This window comes from Pseudomonas sp. MAFF 730105 (assembly GCF_055380705.1).
In genome coordinates this window covers 2,324,509-2,350,663 of sequence record NZ_AP018438.1, presented here as the reverse complement: position 1 = coordinate 2,350,663, position 26,155 = coordinate 2,324,509, and the positions used below count along the sequence as shown (strand labels likewise).

The 26,155-nt window shown below is 62.9% G+C and carries 23 protein-coding genes and 1 pseudogene; 18 read left to right on the top strand and 6 right to left on the bottom strand.

What is annotated here, in order from left to right; genetic code table 11:
- Positions 1-204 precede the first annotated feature (204 nt).
- The 4 genes from PCOSP_RS10575 to PCOSP_RS10560 are packed head-to-tail and all read left to right on the top strand — an operon-like array spanning position 205 to position 5,795.
- Positions 205-1,368, top strand: coding sequence for an isovaleryl-CoA dehydrogenase (locus tag PCOSP_RS10575; RefSeq protein ID WP_024780883.1), 1,164 nt, complete (start codon positions 205-207; stop codon positions 1,366-1,368).
- Positions 1,369-1,379: 11 nt separating this feature from the next.
- The gene (locus PCOSP_RS10570) at positions 1,380-2,987 is read left to right on the top strand and encodes a carboxyl transferase domain-containing protein (RefSeq protein WP_175385310.1); all 1,608 of its coding nucleotides are present in this window, start codon (positions 1,380-1,382) and stop codon (positions 2,985-2,987) included.
- Between the two features lie 13 nt (positions 2,988-3,000).
- Positions 3,001-3,849 (top strand): gamma-carboxygeranoyl-CoA hydratase, encoded by an 849-nt coding sequence (locus tag PCOSP_RS10565; protein WP_175361263.1) that lies wholly within the window; start codon positions 3,001-3,003, stop codon positions 3,847-3,849.
- A complete protein-coding gene (locus PCOSP_RS10560; protein ID WP_464711093.1) occupies positions 3,846-5,795 on the top strand; it encodes an acetyl/propionyl/methylcrotonyl-CoA carboxylase subunit alpha in 1,950 nt (649 codons plus the stop codon). The genes PCOSP_RS10565 and PCOSP_RS10560 overlap by 4 nt, the downstream gene beginning before the upstream one ends.
- A gap of 29 nt (positions 5,796-5,824) precedes the next feature.
- On the opposite strand, the gene PCOSP_RS10555 is transcribed toward PCOSP_RS10560, so the two are convergent.
- Entirely contained in the window at positions 5,825-6,472 is a 648-nt protein-coding gene (locus PCOSP_RS10555) for a LexA family protein (protein ID WP_139641753.1), read from the bottom strand.
- Positions 6,473-6,600: 128 nt separating this feature from the next.
- Between PCOSP_RS10555 and PCOSP_RS10550 the strand changes: the two genes are divergently transcribed.
- Both PCOSP_RS10550 and PCOSP_RS10545 read left to right on the top strand, forming a co-directional pair.
- Complete coding sequence (locus tag PCOSP_RS10550) at positions 6,601-6,939, top strand: DUF6124 family protein (protein ID WP_175385308.1); 339 nt, start codon at positions 6,601-6,603, stop codon at positions 6,937-6,939.
- Between the two features lie 485 nt (positions 6,940-7,424).
- Positions 7,425-8,576 (top strand): M14 family metallopeptidase, encoded by a 1,152-nt coding sequence (locus PCOSP_RS10545; RefSeq protein WP_175361260.1) that lies wholly within the window; start codon positions 7,425-7,427, stop codon positions 8,574-8,576.
- 150 nt (positions 8,577-8,726) lie between these two features.
- Here the strand turns inward: PCOSP_RS10545 and PCOSP_RS10540 are convergent, their stop codons facing one another.
- Positions 8,727-9,266: a cytochrome b gene (locus tag PCOSP_RS10540; protein WP_175361259.1), complete on the bottom strand. Its 540-nt coding sequence runs from the start codon at positions 9,264-9,266 to the stop codon at positions 8,727-8,729.
- On the bottom strand, positions 9,263-10,357 hold the full coding sequence (locus tag PCOSP_RS10535; protein WP_139641745.1) for a catalase family peroxidase: 1,095 nt from the start codon (positions 10,355-10,357) through the stop codon (positions 9,263-9,265). Before PCOSP_RS10535 ends, PCOSP_RS10540 begins: the two co-directional genes overlap by 4 nt.
- 166 nt (positions 10,358-10,523) lie before the next feature.
- Between PCOSP_RS10535 and PCOSP_RS10530 the strand changes: the two genes are divergently transcribed.
- Entirely contained in the window at positions 10,524-11,030 is a 507-nt protein-coding gene (locus PCOSP_RS10530) for a sigma-70 family RNA polymerase sigma factor (RefSeq protein WP_139641743.1), read from the top strand.
- Positions 11,027-11,776 (top strand): annotated as a pseudogene (locus PCOSP_RS10525) (anti-sigma factor family protein); the annotation flags it as partial. The gene PCOSP_RS10530 and the pseudogene PCOSP_RS10525, both read left to right, overlap by 4 nt.
- Positions 11,777-12,294: 518 nt before the next feature.
- On the opposite strand, the gene PCOSP_RS10520 reads toward PCOSP_RS10525, so the two are convergent.
- Positions 12,295-13,131: an IclR family transcriptional regulator gene (locus tag PCOSP_RS10520; protein ID WP_139641739.1), complete on the bottom strand. Its 837-nt coding sequence runs from the start codon at positions 13,129-13,131 to the stop codon at positions 12,295-12,297.
- A 251-nt stretch (positions 13,132-13,382) separates the two neighbouring features.
- Here PCOSP_RS10520 and PCOSP_RS10515 point away from each other — a divergent pair, with 251 nt between their 5' ends.
- The 8 genes from PCOSP_RS10515 to PCOSP_RS10480 all read left to right on the top strand — a co-directional run bounded on the left by PCOSP_RS10515 (position 13,383) and on the right by PCOSP_RS10480 (position 21,965).
- The gene (locus PCOSP_RS10515; protein WP_464711090.1) at positions 13,383-14,408 is read left to right on the top strand and encodes an ABC transporter ATP-binding protein; all 1,026 of its coding nucleotides are present in this window, start codon (positions 13,383-13,385) and stop codon (positions 14,406-14,408) included.
- Positions 14,405-15,274, top strand: a complete 870-nt coding sequence (locus PCOSP_RS10510; RefSeq protein ID WP_464711088.1) for an ABC transporter permease — start codon at positions 14,405-14,407, stop codon at positions 15,272-15,274. The genes PCOSP_RS10515 and PCOSP_RS10510 overlap by 4 nt, the downstream gene beginning before the upstream one ends.
- Before the next feature lie 6 nt (positions 15,275-15,280).
- Entirely contained in the window at positions 15,281-16,075 is a 795-nt protein-coding gene (locus PCOSP_RS10505) for an ABC transporter permease (RefSeq protein WP_024778323.1), read from the top strand.
- Positions 16,076-16,082: 7 nt separating this feature from the next.
- Positions 16,083-16,373, top strand: coding sequence for a (2Fe-2S)-binding protein (locus PCOSP_RS10500; RefSeq protein WP_024778322.1), 291 nt, complete (start codon positions 16,083-16,085; stop codon positions 16,371-16,373).
- A gap of 631 nt (positions 16,374-17,004) precedes the next feature.
- The gene (locus PCOSP_RS10495) at positions 17,005-18,360 is read left to right on the top strand and encodes an FAD/NAD(P)-dependent oxidoreductase (protein ID WP_464711085.1); all 1,356 of its coding nucleotides are present in this window, start codon (positions 17,005-17,007) and stop codon (positions 18,358-18,360) included.
- Positions 18,357-19,472: an NAD(P)/FAD-dependent oxidoreductase gene (locus PCOSP_RS10490; RefSeq protein ID WP_175361253.1), complete on the top strand. Its 1,116-nt coding sequence runs from the start codon at positions 18,357-18,359 to the stop codon at positions 19,470-19,472. The genes PCOSP_RS10495 and PCOSP_RS10490 overlap by 4 nt, the downstream gene beginning before the upstream one ends.
- A 17-nt stretch (positions 19,473-19,489) precedes the next feature.
- A complete protein-coding gene (locus PCOSP_RS10485) occupies positions 19,490-20,536 on the top strand; it encodes an ABC transporter substrate-binding protein (RefSeq protein ID WP_464711083.1) in 1,047 nt (348 codons plus the stop codon).
- 103 nt (positions 20,537-20,639) lie between these two features.
- Positions 20,640-21,965, top strand: a complete 1,326-nt coding sequence (locus PCOSP_RS10480) for a leucine-rich repeat-containing protein kinase family protein (protein WP_464711081.1) — start codon at positions 20,640-20,642, stop codon at positions 21,963-21,965.
- A 75-nt stretch (positions 21,966-22,040) separates the two neighbouring features.
- On the opposite strand, the gene PCOSP_RS10475 is transcribed toward PCOSP_RS10480, so the two are convergent.
- A complete protein-coding gene (locus tag PCOSP_RS10475; protein ID WP_047703746.1) occupies positions 22,041-22,745 on the bottom strand; it encodes a YebC/PmpR family DNA-binding transcriptional regulator in 705 nt (234 codons plus the stop codon).
- A gap of 218 nt (positions 22,746-22,963) precedes the next feature.
- Between PCOSP_RS10475 and PCOSP_RS10470 the strand changes: the two genes are divergently transcribed.
- Both PCOSP_RS10470 and PCOSP_RS10465 read left to right on the top strand, forming a co-directional pair.
- A complete protein-coding gene (locus PCOSP_RS10470) occupies positions 22,964-24,370 on the top strand; it encodes a type VI secretion system Vgr family protein (protein ID WP_464711078.1) in 1,407 nt (468 codons plus the stop codon).
- Between the two features lie 160 nt (positions 24,371-24,530).
- On the top strand, positions 24,531-25,079 hold the full coding sequence (locus PCOSP_RS10465; RefSeq protein ID WP_139641721.1) for a cytochrome b: 549 nt from the start codon (positions 24,531-24,533) through the stop codon (positions 25,077-25,079).
- A 6-nt stretch (positions 25,080-25,085) separates the two neighbouring features.
- On the opposite strand, the gene PCOSP_RS10460 is transcribed toward PCOSP_RS10465, so the two are convergent.
- Complete coding sequence (locus PCOSP_RS10460; RefSeq protein WP_464711077.1) at positions 25,086-25,994, bottom strand: 1-aminocyclopropane-1-carboxylate deaminase/D-cysteine desulfhydrase; 909 nt, start codon at positions 25,992-25,994, stop codon at positions 25,086-25,088.
- Positions 25,995-26,155 lie beyond the last annotated feature (161 nt).

Genomic DNA, 26,155 nt, shown 5'->3' with positions numbered 1-26,155 from the left:
GGTTCAACGCCGGAAAATGGCGTTATCGTTCATCGCGAGCAAGCTCGGCTCCCACAGGGTCACGCCGTCAGCCGCATCTACTCTGGACCAAGTTGACGTTAACGTAAAGGTGATTGACAGTCATTTATTGCAGGCTTACGTTAACGTAAAGGTGAGAGCACTCTTGTCCCTCTCCACACCCGATAAAAAAGCCAAAGGTGTCCCATGAGCTACCCATCCCTGAATTTTGCCCTCGGTGAAACCATCGACATGTTGCGCGACCAGGTGCAGGCCTTCGTCAAGGCCGAGCTGGCGCCTCGGGCGGCGCAGATCGATGTCGACAACCTGTTCCCCGCCGACATGTGGCGCAAGTTCGGCGACATGGGCCTGTTGGGTATCACCGTACCGGAAGAATACGGCGGCGCCGGCCTGGGCTACCTGGCCCACGTGGTGGCGATGGAGGAAATCAGCCGCGGTTCGGCCTCGGTCGCCCTCTCCTACGGCGCCCATTCCAACCTCTGCGTCAACCAGATCAACCGCAACGGCAACCACGAGCAGAAATCCAAATACCTGCCGAAGCTGATCAGCGGCGAACACATCGGCGCCCTCGCCATGAGCGAGCCGAACGCCGGCTCCGACGTGGTTTCCATGAAACTGCGGGCCGACAAGCGCGGCGATCATTACGTGCTCAACGGCAGCAAAACCTGGATCACCAATGGCCCCGACGCCAACACCTACGTGATCTACGCCAAGACCGACCTGGAAAAAGGCCCCCACGGCATCACCGCATTCATCGTCGAGCGTGACTGGAAAGGCTTCAGCCGCAGCAACAAGTTCGACAAGCTCGGCATGCGCGGCTCCAACACCTGCGAGTTGTTCTTCGACGACGTCGAAGTGCCGGAAGAGAACATCCTCGGTGTGCTCAACGGCGGCGTCAGGGTCCTGATGAGTGGCCTGGACTACGAACGGGTGGTGTTGTCCGGCGGTCCCACCGGGATCATGCAGGCGTGCATGGACCTGATCGTGCCCTACATCCACGATCGCAAGCAGTTCGGCCAGAGCATCGGCGAATTCCAACTGATCCAGGGCAAGGTGGCCGACATGTACACCCAGCTCAACGCCAGCCGCGCCTATCTGTATGCGGTGGCCCAGGCCTGCGAGCGCGGCGAAACCGCCCGCAAGGATGCCGCCGGGGTGATCCTCTACACCGCCGAGCGCGCCACGCAAATGGCCTTGGATGCCATCCAGATCCTGGGCGGCAATGGTTACATCAACGAATTTCCGGCCGGGCGTCTGCTACGTGACGCCAAGTTGTACGAAATTGGTGCCGGCACCAGTGAAATCCGTCGGATGCTGATCGGTCGCGAACTGTTCAACGAAACCCGCTAACGGAGCTGACCATGGCCACGCTGCACACCCAGCTCAACCCACGTTCGCCGGAGTTCATTGCCAACCGTGACGCCATGCTCGAACAGGTCGGCGCCTTGCGCACCCTGCTCGCGCAAGTCCAGCAGGGCGGCGGACCCAAGGCCCAGGAGCGGCACACCTCGCGGGGCAAGTTGTTGCCTCGGGAGCGCATCAACCGGTTGCTGGACCCCGGTTCGCCCTTCCTGGAAATCAGCCCGCTGGCGGCCTACGAGGTTTACGGCGAAGACGTCCCTGCCGCGGGGGTGATCGCCGGCATCGGTCGCGTGGAAGGCGTCGAATGCATGATTGTCGCCAACGACGCGACGGTCAAAGGAGGCTCCTATTATCCGCTGACTGTGAAGAAACACCTGCGCGCCCAGACCATCGCTCAACAGAATCGCTTGCCTTGCATTTATCTGGTGGATTCCGGCGGTGCCAACCTGCCGCGCCAGGACGAAGTGTTTCCGGACCGGGAGCACTTCGGCCGGATCTTCTTCAACCAGGCCAACATGAGCGCCCAAGGCATCCCGCAACTGGCGGTGGTCATGGGTTCGTGCACGGCCGGCGGGGCGTACGTTCCGGCAATGGCCGATGAAGCGATCATGGTCCGTGAACAGGCGACCATCTTCCTGGCCGGCCCACCGTTGGTCAAAGCCGCCACCGGCGAGGTGGTCAGCGCCGAGGACCTGGGCGGCGCCGATGTGCATTGCAAGATTTCCGGCGTGGCCGACCACTACGCCGACAACGACGAACATGCCCTGGCCCTGGCCCGCCGCAGCGTCGCCAACCTCAACTGGCGCAAGCTTGGCGACGTGCAGCCACGCACCCCGATCGCTCCACTGTATGCGAGCGACGAGCTGTATGGTGTGGTACCGGCCGATGCCAAGCAGCCTTTCGATGTCCGGGAGGTGATTGCGCGGCTGGTGGACGGTTCGGTGTTCGATGAGTTCAAGGCATTGTTCGGCACCACACTGGTGTGCGGCTTTGCCCATCTGCACGGCTACCCCGTCGCGATCCTGGCGAACAACGGCATCCTGTTCGCCGAAGCTGCGCAAAAGGGTGCGCACTTCATCGAACTGGCCTGCCAGCGAGGCATCCCGTTGTTGTTCCTGCAGAACATCACCGGCTTCATGGTCGGGCAGAAATACGAGGCCGGCGGCATCGCCAAGCATGGTGCGAAACTGGTCACCGCGGTGGCCTGCGCCCGGGTGCCGAAATTCACGGTCATCATTGGCGGCAGCTTCGGCGCAGGTAACTACGGTATGTGCGGACGAGCCTACGACCCACGTTTCCTGTGGATGTGGCCAAATGCGCGGATTGGCGTGATGGGCGCCGAACAGGCCGCCGGTGTGCTGGTGCAAGTCAAGCGCGAACAGGCCGAACGCAGCGGTCATCCGTTCAGCGCCGCCCAGGAAGCCGAGATCAAACAACCGATTCTCGATCAGTACGAAGAACAGGGTCACCCCTACTATTCCAGCGCGAGACTGTGGGACGACGGCGTCATCGACCCGGCCCAGACCCGCGACATCGTGGGCCTGGCCTTGTCCGCGTCACTGAACGCACCTATTGAACCGAGCCGCTTCGGCGTGTTCCGGATGTAACCGGGGAATGCCCATGGAACACTTCAACACCCTCGAATTGCTGACCGATCCCCGCGGCGTTGCCACTCTGTGGTTGAGCCGCGAGTCGAAGAACAATGCGTTCAACGCCGAAATGATCCGCGAGCTGATCCTCGCGCTGGACCAGGTCAGCAGCGATCAAAGCGTGCGCTTCCTGCTGATCCGCGGACGTGGCAAGCACTTCAGCGCCGGCGCCGACCTGGCCTGGATGCAACAGTCGGCCGAGCTCGACTACCACACCAACCTCGACGACGCCCGGGAACTGGCGGAGCTGATGTACAACCTCGCCAAGTTGAAGATTCCGACGCTGGCAGTCGTCCAAGGCGCGGCCTTTGGCGGCGCGCTGGGGTTGATCAGTGCCTGCGACATGGCCATTGGTGCCGATGACGCACAGTTCTGCCTGTCGGAAGTGCGCATCGGCCTGGCGCCGGCGGTGATCAGCCCGTTCGTGGTGCAGGCCATTGGCGAACGGGCAGCCCGGCGTTACGCCCTCACCGCTGAACGTTTCGGCGGACAACGTGCGAAAGAGATCGGTTTGCTGTCGGAAAGTTACCCGCCTGAGACGCTGAATGATCAAGTCGCGCAGTGGATCGATAACCTGTTGCTCAACAGCCCGGCGGCCATGCGCGCCAGCAAGGAACTGCTGCGCGAAGTCGGCAACGGCGCCCTGACCCCGGCATTGCGACGTTACACCGAGAATGCCATCGCCCGCATCCGCGTCAGCCCGGAGGGGCAGGAAGGCCTGCGCGCCTTTCTGCAGAAGCGGCCGCCGAACTGGCAGGCCGAGTCGCCCCCTGCCCCTTCGAAACCTGCCCCATCGAAACATAAGGAGCCCCGTCGATGAGCGCCCCAGTCCTCACCACCGTGCTGGTGGCCAATCGCGGTGAAATCGCCTGCCGCGTAATGCGTACCGCCAAGGCCATGGGCCTGACCACGGTTGCGGTGCACAGCGCCACCGACCGCGACGCCCGCCACAGCCGCGAAGCCGACATCCGGGTCGACCTGGGCGGCAGCAAGGCGGCCGATAGCTACCTGCAAATCGACAAGTTGATCGCTGCCGCCCAGGCCAGTGGCGCCCAGGCTATCCACCCTGGCTACGGTTTTCTTTCGGAGAATGCCGGGTTCGCCCGGGCCATCGAAAACGCCGGGCTGATTTTCCTCGGCCCGCCCGCCTCGGCCATTGACGCCATGGGCAGCAAATCCGCGGCCAAGGCCTTGATGGAAACCGCCGGCGTGCCCCTCGTGCCCGGTTACCATGGCGAAGCCCAGGATCTGGAGACGTTCCGCGCCGCCGCCGAGCGCATCGGTTATCCGGTGCTGCTCAAGGCCACCGCCGGGGGTGGCGGCAAGGGCATGAAAGTTGTCGAGGACGTCAGCCAACTGGCCGAAGCCCTGGCCTCGGCGCAGCGCGAGGCGCAATCGTCGTTCGGCGACTCGCGGATGCTGGTGGAAAAATACCTGCTCAAGCCACGTCACGTTGAGATTCAGGTGTTCGCCGACCAGCATGGCCATTGCCTGTACCTCAACGAGCGCGATTGTTCGATTCAGCGTCGTCACCAGAAAGTCGTGGAAGAAGCGCCAGCCCCAGGCCTGACCCCGGAACTGCGACGGGCAATGGGCGAGGCTGCCGTGCGCGCAGCCCAGGCGATTGGCTATGTCGGCGCCGGCACGGTGGAGTTCCTGCTGGATTCGCGGGGCGAGTTTTTCTTCATGGAAATGAACACCCGGTTGCAGGTCGAGCACCCGGTCACCGAAGCGATCACCGGGCTTGACCTGGTGGCCTGGCAGATTCGCGTTGCCCAGGGCGAGCCGCTGCCGATCACCCAGGAACAAGTCCCACTGTCCGGCCACGCCATCGAAGTACGGCTGTATGCCGAAGACCCGGCCAACGACTTCCTGCCGGCCACCGGGCGCCTGGCGCTGTATCGCGAATCGGCCGAAGGACCGGGGCGACGGGTCGACAGCGGCGTCGAAGAAGGCGATGAGATCTCGCCCTTCTACGACCCGATGCTCGGCAAGCTGATTGCCTGGGGCGAGGACCGTGAACAGGCGCGGTTGCGGCTGTTGAGCATGCTCGACGAGTTTGCCATCGGCGGTTTGAAAACCAACATCGGCTTCCTGCGTCGCATCATTGCCCACCCGGCCTTCGCCGCAGCTGAGCTGGACACCGGTTTTATCCCACGCTACCAGGCGCAGTTACTGCCAGCACCTGGTGAACTGGATGACGACTTCTGGTCCACAGCCGCCCAGGCTTTCGCCTTGGGTCTGACACCACGGATACGCCCCGACGACGCCGCTTCCCCCTGGTCCGATATCACCGGCCTGCGTTTGGGACTGCCAGGGGAAACCACGTTGCATTTGAGCTGTGAAGATCAGGATCGGGCGATGACGCTGGACGTCCAGGGCATAATCGCCGAGCTCCGCGGCGAGCATCTGGTGGTCGGCCACAACGGCCTGCGTCGAAGCCACCGGGCCATCCGCCAGGGCGACAGCCTGTATCTGCAATGGCAAGGCGATCTGCGTCGCGTCGAGCTGTGCGACCCGCTGGCCGCCGCCGAAGCCAGCCACAGCCACGAGGGCGGCCTGACCGCTCCCATGAATGGCAGCATCGTGCGGGTGCTGGTGAGCCCCGGCCAGGCAGTAGAGGCTGGCGCGCAACTGGTGGTCCTGGAAGCGATGAAAATGGAACACAGCATTCGTGCGCCCAAGGCCGGAGTGATCAAGGCACTGTATTGCCAGGAAGGGGAAATGGTCAGCGAGGGCAGCGCACTGGTGGCATTCGAGGAGTAGGTATCGGCCCCGTCCAAGGGCCGATCCGATTAGAACCTGATGGTGGCCTGTACGACCACACCGATGATGCGGCATTGCTCGGTGTACAGGCTTTTCGGGTAAGTCGGGTTGAGCGGGACCAGGTACTGCTGCCCGCTCTCCTCGATCAATTTACGGAAGGTTGCGTCGCTGCTGCCCGGCAACTGGGCAACCACCAGCTTGCCGGGCACCGCCTCGATGGCCGGGTCCACCAGGATCGACATGCCCTCGGGAATGCTCAACCCGGTCGGTGCGGTCATCGCATCGCCCATCACCACCAGCCAGAAGGCATCGCCTTGGGCGTGGTAATCCGTCAACTCATAACGCGCCTGGCTGTAGTGCTCAGGATCGACCTCGCGAACTTCGCCGACGTCGTGCCAATCACTCACCGGGTAGCGGAAGTACGGGTTGTACTTCTGCGCCAGGGTCATGCCCTCTTCGGTAGACGTATCCGGCTCGCGGATCACCATCGCCACTTCGAGGAACTCCATCCCCAATTCCTGCAGGACCCGGTTCATGTCTTCGACACTGGGTTGCCGGCGCTTGGTCAGCCAATGGCCGACACCGCCTTGTGACATGCCCAGACGCTCTGCGAGCACCACTTGCGTGACGCGCAGCTCCTTCATTTTGGCCTTGACCAACTCTATCCATTTATCCATGAGCGGCACGATACGTGGATGACTCCGACCATCAAAACACATATTGTAGTATTTAAATTGTCGTCACAATTACGATGCGTACTATTCTGGACTGAGGATTTCAGCCCACTACGGAGAACCTCGACACCATGGATACCTTCAATAAAGACGAGCCCAACATCCCTTTCCACACCCCGTTCCCCTCGCTACAGGATTGCCCGGCCGCCCAACGGGCCCTGGACTATTACTTGAAACCGGGTGTTTCGGATGAACAGGAACACCGCTTCTTCGACGTGAACCGTAATATCAAGGGCGAAGAAGCTCTTGTCCATGCGTGCGATCTGCTGCGCTGTGCGGCAGCCACCGCCCACGAGTCCGCCAACCGGTTACAAGGTTCGAACCGTGACCTGGCATTTTCGGTGGTGCACATGATTGATCTGGCCAAGGTCATGCTGGACCGGTCCCTGGACGGCTACCCGGCTCGATAAGCAGCGGGGGTCAGCGAGAACGGAGCCGCGGATACCGGCGTCAGGAAATATTTTCCAATGTGCGCAATAAAAACATTTGACTTGCAAATGATAATGATTATTATTGCATCAACTGATCGCGAGATCGGTCGATAGTCCAGAAGGCCTTAGGTCGGACTTCTGGAGTATCTCCTCATCAGGCTAATCACGGTTTTTGACCCGGCTCTTTGCCGGGTCTTTTTTTGCCGATTTTCCGGCTTATGGCTGCAGGCGAATAAAGTCCCTGACCGGGGTTACTGATTCCACGACGGTGATGATTTTCCATTTTTCAAAGCCCCGCCAGACCGGCCAAAACTATCGACAGGCAGCACTTGAGAATCAGGTGCGGACTCTCTAAGCTGCTTCTGCGTCCAGGGAGGACGCCCCCTGTTTTATGACGCAAATCGTCCCGATCTACCCTTCCTTGCGTGTAAAGTAACGGTCATGGAAATCCTCTCAAAGGAATCGTGACCGTGGCTAAATCGTCTTTTGATATCAGTGCCAATTTCGACAGCGGCAATATCCAGGTCGTGGACATCAGCAACCCGTTGCAATCTCTGCTGAAAATCCGTCCCGACACCCGCAGCGCCCACTTCCAGTGGTTCCACTTCAAGGCCAGTGGCCTGCACGTTGGCCAGGAACATTCCTTCCGCCTGCTCAACGCCAGTCAATCGACCTACAGCAAAGGATGGCCGGGTTACCAGGCCGTTGCTTCCTACGATCACGTCAACTGGTTCCGTGTACCCACCCAGTTCGAAGGCGACTCCCTGCGTTTTTACCTGGAAGCCGAACAGCCCCACGCCTGGTTTGCCTACTTTGAGCCCTACAGCCGTGGCCGTCATGACTGGCTGATCGAGCAGGCACAGCACAAGGCCGGAGCCGATCTGCTGGCTACCGGTAAAAGTGTCGAGGGACGTGATATCCAGTTGCTGCGTAAAGGCAGCGGTGCCGAAGGCCGGCGCAAGGTCTGGATCATCGCCCAGCAGCACCCCGGCGAGCACATGGCCGAATGGTTCATGGAGGGCGTGATCGAACGCCTGCAGGATCAGGACGACGCCCAACTGAACCGGTTGCTGGCCAAGGCCGATCTCTATCTGGTGCCGAACATGAACCCGGACGGTGCGTTCCATGGGCATCTGCGCACCAACGCCATGGGCCAGGACCTCAACCGTGCCTGGCAGGACGCCAGCCCGGAAATCAGCCCCGAGGTATTCTTCGTACAGCAGCAAATGGAAAAGTATGGCGTCGATCTGTTCCTCGACATCCACGGTGACGAGACCATCCCCCACGTCTTCACCGCCGGCAGCGAAGGCAACCCCGGCTACACGCCCCGCATTGCCAAGCTCGAAGAGCGCTTTCGCAGCCACCTCAAGCACCAGACCAAGGACTTCCAGACCACCCATGGCTACACCCGCGACGAACCGGGCCAGGCGAACATGACCTTGGCCTGCAACGCGGTCGGCCAGAAATACGACTGCCTCTCCCTGACCCTGGAAATGCCGTTCAAGGACCACGACGACCACCCGAACCCGCACACCGGCTGGTCCGGCAAGCGCTCGATGCAACTGGGCAAGGATGTGTTGAGCACAGTGGCGGATATGGTTGATGAGCTGCGCTGAACCAGCGACCTGATATCAACCTGTGTGAGGGGCTGTAGGAGCTGGCGAAGCCTGCGATCTTTTGATCTTGATCTTCACTCTGGACTCAATTGCCAGGGGAAGGATCGCAGCCTCGTTGCACTCGGCAGCTCCTACAGGGGCCGGCAAGACTCAAGCTTTATCTCGACCGCGCAACATGCTGTCCAACACCTCATCCCGCCGCACCCAGCCGTGAAACAGCGCCGCCGCCAGATGCACCAGCACGGTCAGGAACAGCAGGTAGGCCAAGTACCCGTGGGCCTTGCGCAACCATGCGAACGTCTGGGCATTCGCCGGCAGAATCGAGGGCAGTTGCAGCGAGCTACTGAGCATCACCGGGTCCCCCGCCGCAGAAATCATGCCCCAGCCCAACAGTGGCAAGATCAACATCAAGGCGTACAACAGGACATGGGAGGCCTTCGCCGCCAGCACCTGCCAGCCCGGCAGATCCCTCGGTAATGCCGGTGGGCGCGTGGTAAAGCGCACCGCCAGGCGCACGATCACCAGTAGCAGAATTGCGATGCCCAGAGGCTTGTGCAACCGGAGCAGCCACTCATGACGCTCGGACACCGAGGCCACCATGCCCGCGCCAATGAACAACATGGCGATGATCATCAACGCCATCAACCAGTGGAGCAACCGGGCCAAGGGTGCGAAGTGACGGGGGCTCATGGGCGGGACTCCTGGGTGGCGGGCAGCTGGCTCACTTCGCTGGTACGCCGCAGATAGGAACTGGCATACGCGGCGGAACGCGCGGCCAGCAGCGGGTCTTCGGAACCTTCGATACCGCTGGGCAGGATCAGCGGGTCATAGTTGATGTCACGGCACTCGCCGTTGTCCTGCGCCTGGGTACTCTCCAGCACCAGCGTGCCGGCATTGAGCACCTTGCGATCCGTGGGCCAGGGCTTGCTGGCGTCATTCACCGGATCGCCAGGATTGGCCAGGGTGATGTCCAACCGCCAACGCAACGGCCCGGCGGCGAGACGCTTGGTCAGGTCCTGCTCCAGGTAGTCAGCGCCCTGAGCGGGTGGCGCATCCGCCGCGTCGGCGGTCAGCGGGACCACGCCCCAGCGCACCGCCTGACGTTGCCCGGCCGGATTGACCAGGTAAAACGCATTGATGCCGTTGTAGGTTTCGGTGGCATAGCTGGCCGACGGCTTGGCAGTCTTGATCCACTGCAGGAACGGCACGGCTTCCGGGTGAGCGGCAAAGAACGCCGGCACTGCCGTCGGGTTCGGTTTCCCCGTGGCGGGATCCGGTGACTGGGCCTGTTGAAACTGATAGAACGCCTCAGGCGTGCCCACCGGGAACACCGGCATGCTGTTCATGCCGGTACGCCATTGCTGGCCGTTGGCCTGGGTGAAACGCAACGCCAGGCTGCGGATCGGTACACTGCCGTCCGGTGCATAAGGGTTGCCGCTGGGCAAGGCGAAACGTCCAACAACCGGCGTCCGGGCGTCCATGAACACCTGGGCGCTGGAATAGGCTCGCGCCTCGCCGCTGCTTTCGAAATAACCGGCGACACAGACACCCTTCGAGTGATTGCGCCGGAAGCCCGGATGAACCCCATTGTTCTTTTCCAGCACGTTGACCAGTGCCTTGGGTGTCAGGCGCTGTGGGTCAAGGGTGCCATTGACGTAGGCAAACACCCCGGCCAATGCGGCAACAATCACCGCAATACCACCCAGGCGCAGGGTCAGGCTGGCGGCACTCAACGGCGGCCGATCCGATGCGGGGTCAGGTGAAGAGGAAGGATCAACCATGACGAAGCTCCAAGGCTCAAGGCCATTTGAGGAAAGGACCCGTCAGACGAAGGCCCGATGGTTTTATTCCCATACCGCGTATTTATTTTTCCTACGCTGGAATAATCTCGTTTGGGGATCGTCTTTCCAGTCTCACCAGCGACGGCTCACCGGACGCCAAACGCCCATGAACGAAATCGATGACCAGTTGCGCATGCTCATCCCCCGACTACGGCGGTTTGCCGTGTCGCTGACGCGCAACCCCAGCAATGCCGACGACCTGGTGCAGACGTGCCTGGAGCGGGCTTTGTCAAAATGGAACGACAAGCGTCCAGACGGCGATCTGCGAGCCTGGCTGTTTTCCATCCTGTATCGGCAGTTTCTCGATGCCCACCGCCGTTCCCGACGCTACGCCCGCATGCTGGAGTTTTTCACCGGCCGCGACGATACGCATCCCTCGGCCGAGCGCAGCGTGATCGCCCAGTCGTCGCTCCAGGCCTTCGACCAACTCACCACCGAGCAGCGGGCGCTGTTGCTGTGGGTGTCGGTGGAAGGCTTGAGCTACCAGCAAGTCGCCGACATCCTCGGCGTGCCGACCGGCACCGTGATGTCGCGCCTGTCCCGCGCCCGCCAAGCCTTGCGCCAACTCAGCGAAGGCGAAATCACCCGCCCCACCCTGCGGATACTCAAATGATCAGCATGCCCCCCAGCGACAGCGACCTGCACGCCTACGTCGATCGCCAATTGAGCGAGGCCGACCAGCGCCTGATGGACACCTACCTCGGCAGCCACCCCGACGTCGCCGCTCGGGTCCGGGCCTGGCAACAGGACGCGCTACGCTTGCGCACTGCCTTGAGTGGAGCCTTGCAGCAACCGGCCAATCCGGCTCTCGACCCGACGTCGATTCGCCAACGGCTCAGACATCGCTCACGCCGACACCTGGCCAGCGCCGCGATACTGTTGCTGGCCGTCAGCGTGGGTGGCTTCGGTGGCTGGCAGGCTCGTCAAATGACCCTACTCAGCGCCGCCCAACCCATGGCTGACGCCTTGCAGGCCTATCGGCTGTTCGCCCAGCAAGGCATCCTCCCGGCCGATTACCAGACCGGCGACGAAAGCAGCATGCAAGACTGGCTCGACCGTTACTTCAGCGACGCCAATCGCCTGCCGGATCTTTCCGGCGCGGGCTTCAAGCCGGTCAGCGGCCGCTTGCTCAGCACCGAGCAAGGCGCGGCGGCGATGATCGTCTACCAGGACGAAAGCGGTCAGAAGATCAGCTTCTACGTGCGCCCACCAGGGCCGAGGAATTTCCTGCTGCCCCGTGGCAGCCGGCGCGACGGCGAGTTGCAGGCCGAATACTGGTCCGGGCCGGGGTACAACTATGCAGTGGTGATTCCCAGTGACACGCCGGCGGCCCAAAAACTCAAGCAGACCCTGGACTTCTGCCCCCGCCGCCATCCCCTGCGGGAGCGAGCCTGCTCGCGATGGCGGACTGACATCTGACATCAATGTTGACTGAGCCGTCGTCTTCGCGAGCAAGCCCGCTCCCACACTGGAGCTGCGGATGGCCGCAGCATCGCCGTATCTGTGGGAGCCGGGCTTGCCCGCGATGGCGACGGCGCATTCAACAGGGGGGCAGACTGATCCACCGCTATCGCGAGCAGGCTCGCTCCCACACTGGAGCTGTGGATGGCCGCAGCATCAAGGTCCGACGCCGTACCTGTGGGAGCCGGGCTTGCCCGCGATGGCGGCGGCGCATTCAACAGGGGTGCAGACTGATCCACCGCTATCGCGAGCAGGCTCGCTCCCACACTGGAGCTGCGGATGGCCGCAGCATCAAGGTCCGACGCCGTACCTGTGGGAGCCGGGCTTGCCCGCGATGGCGGCGGCGCATTCAACAGGGTTGCAGACTGATCCACCGCTATCGCGAGCAGGCTCGCTCCCACAAAGGACTCCGGACTTCACCCCTGCCCAAACACCTGCGAAGGCCGGCGCAGCAGCGGGTCGAATGGGTTGATCCGAGGGCCGATCAACGCCGCCTCGCGCTTGAGCATTTCCACCACCGTCGGCAGACGATCCGGTCCCAGGCGGTCGCTGATGGTCGCCACACTTAAGGCCGCCACGGCACGGCCGCCGCGATCCAGGATCGGCACCGCCACCCCCGCCATCCCCTGCAACACGCCGGTGTTGCGTCCGGCGTAGCCCAGGCTGCGCACGCTCTCCACTTCCGAGCGCAGGAAGACTTCGTCGTACAGATGAAAGTCCTTGAGCCGCGGCAGGTTGTAGTGAATCACCGTGTCGCGCTCCTCCTCCGGCAGGAACGCCAGAATCGCCAGGCTGCCCTGGCCCACGCCCAACGCCACCCGACCGCCGATATCACCGGTAAAGGTGCGGATCGGGAATGGCCCTTCACTGCGGTCCAGACAGATCGCATCGAAACCGCTGCGCGCCAGCAGGAACAACGAATCCCCCAGGGACGCCGACAGCCGCAGCATGGCCGGTCGCGCCAGTTCACGCAGGTTGCCGGTGTTCCCGGCACGGGCGGCCAGGGCAAAAAAATCCAGGCTCAGGCGGTAGCGTTTGCTGCGCCCATCCTGCTCGACCATGCCCTCGTCCATCAGGCTGCGCAGCAGGCGATGAGTGGTCGGCTGGGACAGGCCGATGCGCTGGGCCAGTTGCGTTACCCGCTCCCCGCCTTCGGCGGTGTCACCCAGGCTGCGCAACACGGCGAACAACCTGGAGACGGCGCCAACCCCGACTTCGCTTTTTTCAATATTCCGATCAGTGGAATTATTCATTCATTTCTTTACTCATCAATTCACTGATCGAATGAAACTGAAAATAGTCATCGCCTCAGTGAAATAGGCCATTGAGCCCATCCTATTCTTCGTCCTACTCTGCGTCCATACAGGGGCGATTCGAACAACAACGGCAGCCGATCCAGGTCGAGCGCCAACGCACCGAGTGTCCTGCATCACCCCTTCGTATCTGCCCTTACAAAAAAGCACGCCTCACGGCGACGCATAACAATCTCAGGTGGAGCGCAGTCATGGCTTTCGTGCAACTTGAAAACTTGAGTAAACGCTACGGCGACATCGACGCCGTGGTTGCCACCGACCTCGCGGTAGAAAAAGGCGAATTCGTCTCGCTGCTCGGCCCTTCCGGTTGCGGCAAGACCACCACCTTGCAAATGATCGCAGGCTTCGTCGACGTCAGTAGCGGACGCATCCTGCTGGACGGCCGCGACATCACCCACGCCAAACCCGCCAGCCGGGGCCTGGGCGTTGTGTTTCAGAGTTATGCGCTGTTCCCCCACATGACCGTCCGGGACAACGTCGCCTTCGGCCTGCGCATGCGCAAGGTGCCGGGCAGCGAACTCCAACAACGGGTGGACCGGGTGCTGAAGCTGGTGCGCCTGGACCGGCATGCCGAGCGCTACCCTCGGGAACTCTCGGGGGGCCAGCGTCAGCGCGTGGCGCTGGCCCGGGCACTGGTGATCGAACCGCCAGTGCTGTTGCTCGACGAACCGCTGTCCAACCTCGACGCCAACCTGCGCGAAGAGATGCAATTCGAAATCCGCCGCATCCAGCGGGAAGTCGGCATCACCACATTGATGGTCACTCACGACCAGTCCGAAGCGCTGTCCATCAGTGACCGCGTCGTGGTGATGCAAGCCGGGCGCATCACCCAGATCGATACGCCCTACACCCTTTACGAACACCCGCGCACCACCTTCATCTCCGGCTTCGTTGGCAAGGCCAACCTGCTGCCCGGCGAACGTGACAGCGCTGGCGTCGTTCAAGCCTGTCAGCCAGGCCAGGGCGAACTGACCCTGAGCCTGCGCCCGGAAAAGATCGACCTGTGCGCCGCTGGCGCGGGCCGCCTGCAAGGCACGATCGCCAGCCGTTTCTTCCTCGGCAGCCAATGGTTGTATGGGGTCTCGACCAGCCTGGGTGAGCTTTGCGTGCTGCGCCGAAATGACGGCGCTGCGCCGATGAGCGAAGGCACGGCAGTGGGCCTGGACTGGGATCCGGCGCTGCTGCGGGTGCTGAGTGACGATGAGGTGCCGGCATGAAGCTGCTGGACGCAATGCGCCGGGGCCGGCAAGGCTATCTGATGTCCGCACCGGCCCTGGCCCTGTACCTGGGGTTACTGGTGACTCCCCTGGGGCTGACGCTGGTGCTGTCGTTCAACGTTTTCGACTACGGGTCGGGCATCGACAGCCACGCGTACACCCTCGATCACTACATCAGCCTGCTGGGCGATTCGTACTTCTACGAGATCTTTTGGCGCACCTTCTGGATCAGTGCCCTGACCACGCTGTTGTGCGTGCTGATCGGCGTGCCCGAAGCGTATGTGCTCAGCCGCATGGGCGCGCCATGGCGCTCGATTTTCCTGATCCTGATCCTCACTCCGTTGCTGATCTCGGTGGTGGTCCGGGCCTTCGGCTGGAGCCTGCTGTTGGGCGCCGACGGGTTGGTCAACCAGACGTTGCAAGCGTTCGGTGGCGCGCCGATGAAGTTGCTCTATACGCCATTCGCCGTGGTCATTGCCCTGGTCCACGTGATGCTGCCGTTCATGATCATTCCGGTCTGGACCTCACTGCAGAAACTCGACCCGGCCGCGGAACAGGCTGCGTTGTCCCTGGGGGCCAGCCAATTCACGGTGATCCGCAAGGTGGTGCTGCCGCAGATCATGCCCGGCGTGCTGTCCGGCACCCTGATTGTGTTCGGCCTGGCCGCCAGCTCCTTCGCCATTCCCGGCCTGCTCGGCGGACGCCGCTTGAAGATGGTCGCCACGCTGATCTACGACCAGTACCTGTCGGAACTCAACTGGCCCATGGGCGCGGCCATCGCCGTTGCACTGTTGCTGCTCAACCTGCTGATCATGCTGTCGTGGAACCGCATGATCGAAGGCCGCTACAAGAAGTCATTGGGGTAACTCATCATGTCCAGGAACGGTCCTTTCGCCCTGTTGTTTCACGCCTTGGTCGTGGTGTTCATGCTGGCGCCGCTGGTGGTGGTCTGTCTCGTCGCCTTCACCCCGGAAAACACCCTGAGCCTGCCGACCACGGAATTCTCCCTGCGCTGGTTCCGCGCCGTGTTCGAGCGAGCGGATTTCGTCGATGCGTTCTACAACAGCCTGGCCCTGGCGTTCTGTGCGGCCTCGCTGGCGACGTTGATCGCGGTACCGGCAGCGCTGGCAATCACCCGCCTCGAATTTCCCGGCCGGGATTTTTTCAACGGCCTGTTCCTGTCGCCGATCATCATCCCGCACCTGGTGCTGGGTGTGGCGCTGCTGCGGTTGTTTGCGCTGATGGGGGTCAATGGCAATTTCACCTGGCTGATCTTCGCCCACGTGCTGGTCATCACGCCCTATGTATTGCGCCTGGTGCTGGCGTCGGCCATCGGCCTGGATCGCAGTGCCGAACAGGCCGCGCAATCCCTGGGTGCCGGGCGCTTCACGCTGTTCCGGCAGATCACCTTGCCGATGATCCTGCCGGGGGTGGCCGGGGGCTGGTTGCTGGCGTTCATCAACAGTTTCGATGAAGTCACGCTGTCGATCTTTGTCACGTCACCGGCGACGCAAACCCTGCCGGTGCGCATGTATGTGTACGCCACCGAATCCATCGACCCGATGATGGCGGCGGTGTCGGCGCTGGTCATTGCTCTTACCGCACTGACCATGATTCTGCTCGACCGGGTCTATGGCCTGGATCGGGTTCTGGTGGGCAAACAATGAGGGCACCATGGCGCTGCTGAAACGACTGGCCGAAGGCGACCGCCCGGCCCTGGACTTTACCCTCGATGGCCAGCCGGCCACCGGTCTGTTGGGCGATACGCTGCTGACCGCCGTGCTGACCTGCGGCGAACACCTGCGCGGCAGCGATTTCAGCGCCGAACCCCGGGCGGGATTCTGCCTGATGGGCGCCTGCCAGGACTGCTGGGTCCGCCTCGGCGACGGCCGCCGCGTCCGCGCCTGCGCCACCCTGCTCGAAGCCGGCCAGCAAATCACCCGCGAACCGGGACGCCAGGTATGAACAGCTCATTTATTCCCTGTGGGAGCGGGCTTGCTCGCGAAAGCGATCCCCCTGCCATCATCGTTGCTGAATGGACCACCGCTATCGCGAGCAGGCTCGCTCCCACAGGGGTTCTGCGACGGTCACAAAATCGGCGTTCCGCACCGATCCATTGTGGGAGCGGGCTTGCTCGCGAAAGCGATCTTCCTGCCGCCATCGTTGCTGAATGGACCACCGCTATCGCGAGCAAGCTCGCTCCCACAGGGGTTCTGCGACGGTCACAAAATCGACGTTCCGCACCGCTCCACTGTGGGAGCGGGCTTGCTCGCGAAAGCGATCTTCCCGCCACCATCGTTGCTGAATGGACCACCGCTATCGCGAGCAGGCTCGCTCCCACAGGTGTTCTGCGGCGGTCACAAAATCGGCGTTCCGCACCGCTCCACTGTGGGAGCGGGCTTGCTCGCGAAAGCGATCCCCCTGCCACCATCGTTGCTGAGTGGACCACCGCTATCGCGAGCAGGCTCGCTCCCACAGGGGTTCTGCGACGGTCACAAAATCAGCGTTCCGCACCGCTCCACTGTGGGAGCGAGCCTGCTCGCGATAGCGCCTTCGACAGCGCCACATGTCCCCCGATCTTGTCGATGAGGCAATCATGAAAACAATCGCCATCATCGGCGCCGGCCCCGCCGGAATCCGTGCTGCCCAGACCCTGGTCGCCCACGGCGTGTACCCTGTCCTGCTGGATGAAGCCTTGCGCGGTGGCGGGCAGATCTATCGGCGGCAACCGGCCAATTTCAGGCGCTCGCCTGTCAAGCTGTATGGCTTCGAAGCGCACAAGGCCCGCTCGATCCACCAGACCATCGATGAGTTGCGCGACCAGCTCGACTATCGTCCCGACACCCTGGTGTGGAACGCCGAAGCCGGCCTGCTCGACACCCTGCATGAGGGGCGCGCCGCCCGGCTGGAATACTCGAAGCTGATCGTCGCCACCGGCGCCACCGACCGGATCCTGCCCGTACCGGGCTGGACGTTGCCGGGGGTGTACAGCCTCGGCGCCGCGCAGATCGCCCTGAAATTCCAGGGCTGCGCCATCGGTGAGCGCGTGGTGTTCGCCGGCAGCGGCCCGTTGCTTTATCTGGTGGCCTATCAATACGCCAAGGCCGGCGCCAATGTGGTCGCCGTGCTCGACAGCTCCCCCTTGGGCGCCCAGGCCCGCGCCCTGCCCGGCCTGCTGGCGCAACCGGCCACGCTCGCCAAGGGCCTCTACTACCGGGGCTGGCTGACCGCCCATGGCATCGCCGTTCATCAAGGCGCGAGTCTGTCGCGCATTGACGGTGAACGCCGGGTGCAGTCGTTGAAATGGCACAATGCAAAAGGCGAGCAAACCCTCGACTGCGACGCGGTGGCCTTCGCCCACGGCTTACGTAGCGAAACCCAACTGGCCGACCTGTTGGGCTGCGAATTCACCTGGAATGCCCTCAACCGCGCCTGGCTACCCCAGCGCGACAGCGCCGGCCGCAGCAGCGTGGCCGGTGTCTACCTCGCGGGGGACGGCGCGGGAATCATGGGCGCCGACGCCGCCGAAAAAGCCGGCGAACGCGCCGCCCTGGCCTTGCTCGAGGACAGCGGTTATCGAGTCGATCCGCAGCGTTGCACCCAGCTGGAAAAAGAACTCGAACGCATCGGCCATTTCCGCCAAGGCCTGGAACGTGCCTTTGCCTTCCCGCAAAGCTGGGCCGCCGACGCGGCTGACGAACTGATGATTTGCCGTTGCGAAGAAGTCAGCGCCGGCGACATCCGTCGGGTGATCGGCGAAGGCCATTGGGAAATCAACCGGGTCAAGGCCCATTGCCGCGTCGGCATGGGGCGTTGCCAGGGAAGAATGTGCGCCGTCGCGGCGGCGGAAATCATTGCCAGCGAAAGTGGACGGCCCATTTGCGGCATCGGTCGCTTGCGGGCCCAGGCGCCAGTCAAACCCGTACCGTTTGGCCTGGAGGTCGAGCCATGATCGAAGTCGACGTGGTGATTATCGGCGGTGGCATCGTCGGTTCGTCGGCCGCGCTGTTCCTGAGCAAGGCCGGGCGTCGGGTGGCTTTGCTGGAACGGGACTTCTGCGGCTCGCACTCAAGCGGAGTGAACTATGGCGGTGTACGACGCCAGGGGCGGCCCTTGTCTCAACTGCCCCTGTCGCAACGGGCCCACGAAATCTGGAGCCAGTTGCCCCAGTTGATCGGCATTGATGGTGAATACCAGCGCAGCGGCCACCTGAAACTGGCCCGCAGCGCCGAGGACATGCGTGCGTTGCAAGAATACGCCGCCAGCAGTCAGGGCTTTGGCCTCGATTTGCAGCTGCTGGATCGCCAGGCGCTGCACGCGCGCTTTCCCTGGGTGGGTGCGGTGGCTGTCGGCGCCTCGCTTTGCCCGGACGACGGTCACGCCAATCCACGACTGGTGTCCCCGGCCTTTGCCCAAGCCGCCCGCCGCCATGGCGCCCAGGTTCACGAACAGTGTCCAGTCAGCCTGGTGGAGCACGACGGCCAGCGCTTTACCGTGCGAACCGAAACCGGCCTGACGCTCCGCGCGCCCTGGCTGCTGAACTGCGCCGGCGCCTGGGCCAGCCATTTCGCCACACAGTTCGGCGAAACCGTGCCCATGTATGCCGGACACCCGGCGATGCTGGTCACCGAGCCCTTGCCCTTGGTGATGGATGCCAGTACTGGCGTGGAAGGCGGCGGGATTTACGCGCGCCAGGTTGCGCGCGGCAACTGCGTACTGGGCGGCGGCCAGGGGTTTGCCCTGGACGACGCTCGCGCCCGGCCCGGCCAGAATGCCGTGATCGAGATCTTGCGCCAGGCGGTCGAGCTCTACCCGTTCCTTGAGGGCGCCCAGGCGATTCGCACCTGGAGTGGCACCGAAGGTTACCTGCCCGATCGCCAGCCGGTGATCGGGCACAGCAGCACCCAACCCGGCCTGTTGCATGCGTTCGGCTTTGCCGGAGCGGGCTTCCAGATCGGCCCGGCGGTGGGCCAGGCGCTCACCGAAATCATCTGTTGCGGCGAATCGAAAACGCCGCTGGATGCGTTTTCCATCACCCGGTTTCACTCCATCTCCGTTTCTTGATAGAGGAAGGTCGCGCCATGAATAACGTCAAACGCACTGCACTGCTGGGCTTTTCCTGCTTGAGCACACTGCTCGCTGTCGGCCAGGCACACGCCGAGCCAACGCTTTACCTGGGCATGAACGGCGGCACCATGGAGCGGCTCTATGCCGACAAGGTCTTGCCGGCCTTCGAGAAAGCCAACAACGTCAAAGTGGTGATCGTGCCCGGGACCTCGGCGGACATCCTGGCGAAAGTGCAGGCCAGCAAAGACAACCCACAGATGCACGTCATGTTCCTGGATGACGGCATCATGTACCGCGCCATTTCCATGGGGCTCTGCGACAAACTCGAAGACAGCCCGACCCTGGCGCAAATCCCCGCCAAGGGCCGTATCAAGGATCAAGCCGTGGCCGTCAGCCTGGGTGTGACAGGGCTCGCCTACAACACCCGCCTGTTCAAGGAAAAAGGTTGGAGCGCACCGACCTCCTGGATGGACATGGCCGACCCGCGCTTCAAGGACAAACTGGTGTTCCAGTCCGTGGCCTCGTCCACCTTCGGTCTGCACGGTTTCCTGATGTTCAACCGGATCCAGGGTGGTAACGAGACCAACGTCGAACCGGGCTTCAAGACCTGGCCGAACACCGTGGGACGCAACGTGCTGGAATACATTCCCAGCTCGGCGAAGATCTCCGAAATGCTGCAGACCGACGAAGCGGCGCTGTTCCCGCTGACGCCAACCCAAGTGACTGCGCTGAAACTCAAAGGCATGCCCGTGGAATACGCGCAGCCGAAGGAAGGCGCGGTGGTGCTCAACGTCGCCGAATGCGCCATCGCCCACAACACCCAACCCGAGCTGGCGCAAAAACTCGCCGCCTTCCTGCTCGCGCCCGAAGCCCAGGCCATTGCCCTGGAAGAAGGCGACCAGATCCCGTCCAACCCCAACACCCCCACCACCGACAAGACCCGCGGCCAGGTGGAAGCCATGAAGCAATACCTGGAAACAGCGATTGCAGTGGACTGGGACCAGGTCAATGAACAGCGTCCGGCGTGGAACGCGCGTTGGAGCCGCAGTATCGAGCGCTAGCCGAACTGGCTTTTGTGGCGAGGGGGATTTATCCCCTCGCCACAAGGGTTTTGTAACAAACTAGGTGGCATCGGACTTCTCTTGATCAATGGTGCCCCCTCCCATGACCACCCTCGCCCAACTCCGCGCCGGCCAACTGTCAGGCATTACCCGGTTGGACCTGGCCTGCGGCCTGACGCAGTTTCCCCGGGAAATCTTCGACCTGGCGGACTCCCTGGAGATCCTCAATCTCAGCGGCAACCAATTGGAGAGCCTGCCCGACGACTTGCATCGGCTGACCCGACTGCGGGTACTGTTCTGCTCGGACAATCGCTTCACTGAGCTGCCCGAATGCCTGGGCCGTTGTGCTGCGTTGACCATGGTCGGTTTCAAGGCCAACCGCATCGAACGTGTACCCGCCGCGGCCCTCCCGCCGCTGCTGCGCTGGCTGATCCTCACGGACAATCGCATCAGCCAATTGCCGGATGAACTGGGACAGCGCCCACACCTGCAAAAACTGATGCTGGCCGGTAACCGTTTGCAGCAATTGCCCGCCAGCCTGGCCCAGTGTCACCGACTTGAGCTGCTGCGTATCGCCGCCAATCAATTGGTCGATCTGCCGCAATGGTTATTGGAACTGCCCCGCCTCAGTTGGCTCGCCTACGCCGGTAACCCACTGGAAACCCAAGCCGACGACGCCGCGCTGCACAGCACGACACCCATCGACTGGACGCAACTGAGCCTGCAAAAACAGTTGGGCGAAGGCGCCTCGGGGGTGATCCATCAAGCGCTATGGCAACCGGCCGGCCAACCGGCGCGAAACGTCGCGGTGAAGATGTACAAGGGCGAGATGACCAGCGACGGCTCTCCCCTGCATGAAATGCATGCCTGCATCACCGCGGGCCGGCACCCTAACCTGATTGAAGTGTTGGGCCAGGTCGCCGGACATCCCGAAGAACAGGCCGGGCTGGTCATGACGCTGATCGAGCCCAGCTATCGAAACCTGGCCGGGCTGCCGAGCCTGGCCTCCTGCACCCGCGATGTGTATGCCGACACGTTGCGATTGAGCGCCACCGCAGCCTTGCGTATCGCCCGGGGCATCGCCTCGGTGGCGGCACACCTGCACTGCCAGGGCATCACCCACGGGGATTTGTACGGGCACAACATCCTTTACAACGACCAGGGCGAATGCCTGCTGGGGGATTTTGGCGCGGCGTCTTTCCACGCCACCGCAGACACCCCGCAGACCCGTGCACTGCAACGCATCGAAGTGCGGGCCTTCGGGATTCTGCTCGGTGAATTGCTGGCGCGGATCGAGCCGGGGAACGATGACGTGCAGCTTGCAACGCTACAGGCGTTGAAGGCACGTTGCTGCCAGCCAGACGTGCTGGCGCGGCCGGGGTTCGAGGAGATCGAGCGGGTATTGGCCGGCTGCTTGACCACCGGCTGATCGAACGCAGCTTGTCTTTGTGGCGAGGGGATTTATCCCCTCGCCACAAAGACATTCGCCCTTCAGGGAATCCCTTTAACCCGCCAACCCGACAAACATATCCTGCACGTCATCGTGGTTGTCGAGACCTTCAAGGAACGCTTCGACCTCGGCCATCTGCTCGTCGGTCAGGCCGCTGACCGGGTTCTTCGGCTGGTAGCCCAGCTTGGCGGACAACACCGTAAAGCCCTGGGCCGGCAGCGCTTTCTGCACGGCATCGAGGTCGGCGGCATCGGTGATGAACAGCGTGGCACCCTCTTCGCCCGGTTCGAAATCCTGGGCACCGGCCTCGATGGCGGCCATTTCCGGATCGGCGTCAGGGCTGTCCGGGGCGGCCTCGATCATGCCGACATGGTTGAAGTCCCAGGCCACCGAACCCGAAGCGCCCAACTGGCCCTTGCGGAACGCGACGCGGATTTCAGCCACGGTACGATTGATGTTGTCGGTCACGCATTCCACGATCAGCGGCACCTGGTGTGGCGCAAACCCTTCGTAGGTCACACGGTGGTACTGCACCGTTTCGCCGAGTTGGCCCGAGCCTTTCTTGATCGCACGCTCCAGGGTCTCGCGGGGCATCGAGGCCTTCTTCGCCTGCTCGACCACCAGCCGCAGGTGTGCATTGGTCGCCACATCGGCACCGTTGCGCGCGGCAATGGTGATTTCCTTCACCAGCTTGCCGAAGATCTTGCCCTTGGCGTTGGCAGCCGCCTCTTTGTGTTTAACCTTCCACTGTGCGCCCATCACTCACTCTCTTGTCTGACGCGCCAAGACATCTGCCGGCCGGCGCTGTGGCGCAAGTTTATACGGCCTAAACCGGCTGATCGACCAAAAAATGCGCCCCGACGAATCGACATTTTCACAACGTGCTGTAGGCCGTTTCCGAAATAGCGATTCGGGAGCACCCTTTCGCCCCGCGGTTTCGTACCCTCGCGGCTTCTTCTCTTCAAGTAAGCACCGCGATGCGCAACGACACGGAAAGCCCCTTCAGCCTGACACTCACGCAAAGCGACTTGCGCCTGCAAGTGCTGCGGTTCAGCGGTAGAGAGGCCCTCAACCAGCCGTACCGCTTCGACCTCGAACTGATCGGCCTCGCGCCGCCCATCAATCCCGACACGCTGCTGGGGCAACCGGCGTTCCTGCGCCTGGACGGCGAATCCGGTGTACATGGCATCGTCCACAGCGTCAGCCTGAGCGCCCATGCACCGCACCGTATCGGCTATCGCCTGACGCTGGTTCCCCATCTCCAGCGCCTGGAACATGGCCCGAGGCGACGGGTTTTCCATCAGCTCAGCGTCGTACAAGTGCTGCAACGGCTGCTGGGCGACAACGCGCTGCCCGCTCACAGCTACCGTTTCGAACTGCCCCACGGCCAGTACCCATCCCGTCCGTTCTGTATCCAGTACGAGGAAAGCGACCTGGAGCTGCTGCAACGGCTATGTGAGCAAGAAGGCATTCACTACCACTTCGAACACTCCCCATCCGGCCATGTCCTGGTGTTTGCCGAAGATCCCAAGAGCTTCCCGACACCGGCGGTCGAGCTGACACTGCGTACGCAAGCGGATGAACAACCGGCACTCGAGCGGCTGTATCAGCGTCACCACCCGACGACGCCTGCCCTGCCCGCCCGCTTCGCCGAGCGGGCAATGACACCCGCCGAAACCAGCGCAGCGAATCATGGGTTCAACGGCACCGATCACGAGGCGATGCGGAGCAACCCCGCGTTGGCTCATGCTTATCAGATCGGGCGCCGGAACCTGGAGCGCCTGCGCTGCCGGCAACGGGAAATCCACGGCCACAGCACTCAACCGGCCCTGCGCAGCGGCCATATCGTGCAGATCGGCGAGCACCCGGTATCGACGTTCAACGATCAATGGCTGGTCATCGAGGTCCAGCATCGCGGGCGCCAGTTTTCGATCCTGGAAGCGAGTCAGCCGTCCGTGTCGTCGGCCAGGGACTATCGCAACAAATTCTCGGCCATCCCCTGGTCCACCGTGTTCAGGCCCGCCCTCAAGCACCCCAGGCCGAGCATTCCCGGCTACCACGTGGCGCACGTGCTCGGCCCCGCCGGGCAGCCGGCGGTAGCCGATGAGCGCGGTCAGGTCCGTGTCAGCTTGTGGAGCCCGGATGACGAAGGCATTCCCTTGCCCATGTCGCGGTTGAGCCGCCATGACAGCCCGCGCCTGATGGCCGGCAGTGAAGTGCTGGTCAGTTTTCTCGACGGCGACCCCGACCGGCCGGTGCTGTGCCCGGGCGGTATCGATAGCGGTGGCGGGCGCGTCATGGCGCCGTCAAAACCGGCGCCGGGCAATACCGACGTCAGGCTGCTGTTCGACTGGCTTCTGAACCCTCCCGACACAACGCCCTGACGTCGCACCGAATACCGTGATGGGCGGCCCGGCGGCCGGAAACCGGGGCCGTACGGACAAAACCTGATCTGACTCATGCAAACCCAGCGAAACGGGCTTAAAGTAACACCACAACGCCGCTCGAGACGGCGCTTTACCCTGATGTCTGGAGAGACCCCGCATGCCCTGGAAGAATTCCGAAAACCGCTACAGTACCGTCACGGTGACCTTGCACTGGTTGATGCTGGTGCTGCTGGCTGTGGTTTATGCCTGCATTGAGTTTCGCGGGATCTTCCCCAAGGGCAGCGGCGGTCGAACCTTGATCAAGGAAGCGCATTTCATGCTCGGCCTGACGGTGTTCCTGCTGGTCTGGCTGCGCCTGTTCGCCCGCAGCGTGGGCAAGGCACCGGCCATCTTTCCGGCTTCACCTGTCTGGCAGACCGTCCTTGCGCGCCTGATGCACTGGGCGCTGTACCTGTTCATGATTGCCATGCCGCTGCTGGGCTGGCTGATCACCAGCGCGGAAGGGCATCAAGTGATGTTCTACGGTTTCGATCTGCCGCTGTTGATCGATCAGGACAAGGACTTCGCCAAACGGCTGGAAGGCTGGCACGTACTGGGCGGCACCATCGGCTACTGGTTGATCGGCCTGCACGCCCTGGCGGGGCTCTATCACCACTACATCGTGCGCGACAACACACTGCTGCGGATGATGCCGAAGCGCGGCTGAAGGCGCTTACTCAAACCCCCGGCGGCCTTGCAAGCCGCCGGTGTGGACGAAGATCAAGCGCGTTCCTTGTGTAAACCGGCCAGCCTCGACGTGCACCTTGAGCATCATCAGCGCCTTGCCGGTGTAGAGCGGCTCCAGTTCGATTGCACCAGTGGCGTCGATGAAAGCGTTCAGTGGCGCGTCGACCCGGGCGAAACCGCCACGACTGCCGTCGAGCAATTCATAACGCGGATTGGCAATGCCCGCCTCGCGCACGATGCTTTCGACCTGCTGCGCCACACCGTGGTCCTCGGGCACCGCGAGCACACCATGGACCGGATGCGCGCCCGCTTCGGCCAACACCAGCCCCGCCAGCGATGTTCCGGTGCCGCACGCCAGCCACCAGCCGTGATAGCCCGTCCACCCCAATGCCGCCAGTTGCTCACGGGCGCTGCTCACCCAGGCCGCACAGCCCTGCGCGCCCGCCAAGCCTGAGCCACCCTCGGGCACCGGGTGCAGATGGGGGTAACGCGCCTGCCAGGGTACCCAGAAATCCGCGGCATGCCGCTCCCGATAACCGCCGTACCCCAACCAGTGCAGATCCATGCCGAATGCTTGCAGATCGAGCACCGTCGGCGTTTCCCGGGGCTGACCACGCAGCAGGCCGACCGTTGGAAAACCAAAGCGTTTGCCAGCGGCAGCCAGCGCGTGCAGGTGGTTGGAATAGGCACCGCCCAGGCTCATGATCCCCTCGGCGCCGGCCTCGTGTGCGGCGCGCACATGGTGAACCAGCTTGAACCACTTGTTGCCGCTGATCAGCGGATCGATCCGGTCCAGGCGCAACGCCGCCACTTCGACACCGGCGCGGGTGAGCCAATCCAGATGCAGGAGTTCGAGTTTAGGGTTGGGGTGCCAATCAAGGGCAGGAAGAAGCATTGCGAGCAGGCCCGACGCGAAGAGGCCCGCATTCTAACAGGCGGTCGCGAATGACCGCAGATTCAGCCTCACCACATCCCCCTGTGGGAGCGAGCCTGCTCGCGATAGCGGTGGTCCAGTCGACAGAAATGTCGATGTGCCGCCGTCATCGCGAGCAGGCT

Excerpts from the sequence above, each read along its gene's own strand:
- PCOSP_RS10515 (WP_464711090.1), top strand. The coding sequence starts at position 13,383 with ATGGCTTTCGTGCAACTTGAAAACTTGAGTAAACGCTACGGCGACATC.
- PCOSP_RS10570 (WP_175385310.1), top strand. The coding sequence starts at position 1,380 with ATGGCCACGCTGCACACCCAGCTCAACCCACGTTCGCCGGAGTTCATT.
- PCOSP_RS10470 (WP_464711078.1), top strand. The coding sequence starts at position 22,964 with ATGCGCAACGACACGGAAAGCCCCTTCAGCCTGACACTCACGCAAAGC.
- PCOSP_RS10555 (WP_139641753.1), bottom strand. The coding sequence starts at position 6,472 with ATGGATAAATGGATAGAGTTGGTCAAGGCCAAAATGAAGGAGCTGCGC.
- PCOSP_RS10520 (WP_139641739.1), bottom strand. The coding sequence starts at position 13,131 with ATGAATAATTCCACTGATCGGAATATTGAAAAAAGCGAAGTCGGGGTT.
- PCOSP_RS10500 (WP_024778322.1), top strand. The coding sequence starts at position 16,083 with ATGGCGCTGCTGAAACGACTGGCCGAAGGCGACCGCCCGGCCCTGGAC.
- PCOSP_RS10495 (WP_464711085.1), top strand. The coding sequence starts at position 17,005 with ATGAAAACAATCGCCATCATCGGCGCCGGCCCCGCCGGAATCCGTGCT.
- PCOSP_RS10565 (WP_175361263.1), top strand. The coding sequence starts at position 3,001 with ATGGAACACTTCAACACCCTCGAATTGCTGACCGATCCCCGCGGCGTT.
- PCOSP_RS10550 (WP_175385308.1), top strand. The coding sequence starts at position 6,601 with ATGGATACCTTCAATAAAGACGAGCCCAACATCCCTTTCCACACCCCG.
- PCOSP_RS10575 (WP_024780883.1), top strand. The coding sequence starts at position 205 with ATGAGCTACCCATCCCTGAATTTTGCCCTCGGTGAAACCATCGACATG.
- PCOSP_RS10505 (WP_024778323.1), top strand. The coding sequence starts at position 15,281 with ATGTCCAGGAACGGTCCTTTCGCCCTGTTGTTTCACGCCTTGGTCGTG.
- PCOSP_RS10510 (WP_464711088.1), top strand. The coding sequence starts at position 14,405 with ATGAAGCTGCTGGACGCAATGCGCCGGGGCCGGCAAGGCTATCTGATG.
- PCOSP_RS10465 (WP_139641721.1), top strand. The coding sequence starts at position 24,531 with ATGCCCTGGAAGAATTCCGAAAACCGCTACAGTACCGTCACGGTGACC.
- PCOSP_RS10535 (WP_139641745.1), bottom strand. The coding sequence starts at position 10,357 with ATGGTTGATCCTTCCTCTTCACCTGACCCCGCATCGGATCGGCCGCCG.
- PCOSP_RS10530 (WP_139641743.1), top strand. The coding sequence starts at position 10,524 with ATGAACGAAATCGATGACCAGTTGCGCATGCTCATCCCCCGACTACGG.
- PCOSP_RS10460 (WP_464711077.1), bottom strand. The coding sequence starts at position 25,994 with ATGCTTCTTCCTGCCCTTGATTGGCACCCCAACCCTAAACTCGAACTC.
- PCOSP_RS10475 (WP_047703746.1), bottom strand. The coding sequence starts at position 22,745 with ATGGGCGCACAGTGGAAGGTTAAACACAAAGAGGCGGCTGCCAACGCC.
- PCOSP_RS10490 (WP_175361253.1), top strand. The coding sequence starts at position 18,357 with ATGATCGAAGTCGACGTGGTGATTATCGGCGGTGGCATCGTCGGTTCG.
- PCOSP_RS10540 (WP_175361259.1), bottom strand. The coding sequence starts at position 9,266 with ATGAGCCCCCGTCACTTCGCACCCTTGGCCCGGTTGCTCCACTGGTTG.
- PCOSP_RS10485 (WP_464711083.1), top strand. The coding sequence starts at position 19,490 with ATGAATAACGTCAAACGCACTGCACTGCTGGGCTTTTCCTGCTTGAGC.
- PCOSP_RS10480 (WP_464711081.1), top strand. The coding sequence starts at position 20,640 with ATGACCACCCTCGCCCAACTCCGCGCCGGCCAACTGTCAGGCATTACC.
- PCOSP_RS10560 (WP_464711093.1), top strand. The coding sequence starts at position 3,846 with ATGAGCGCCCCAGTCCTCACCACCGTGCTGGTGGCCAATCGCGGTGAA.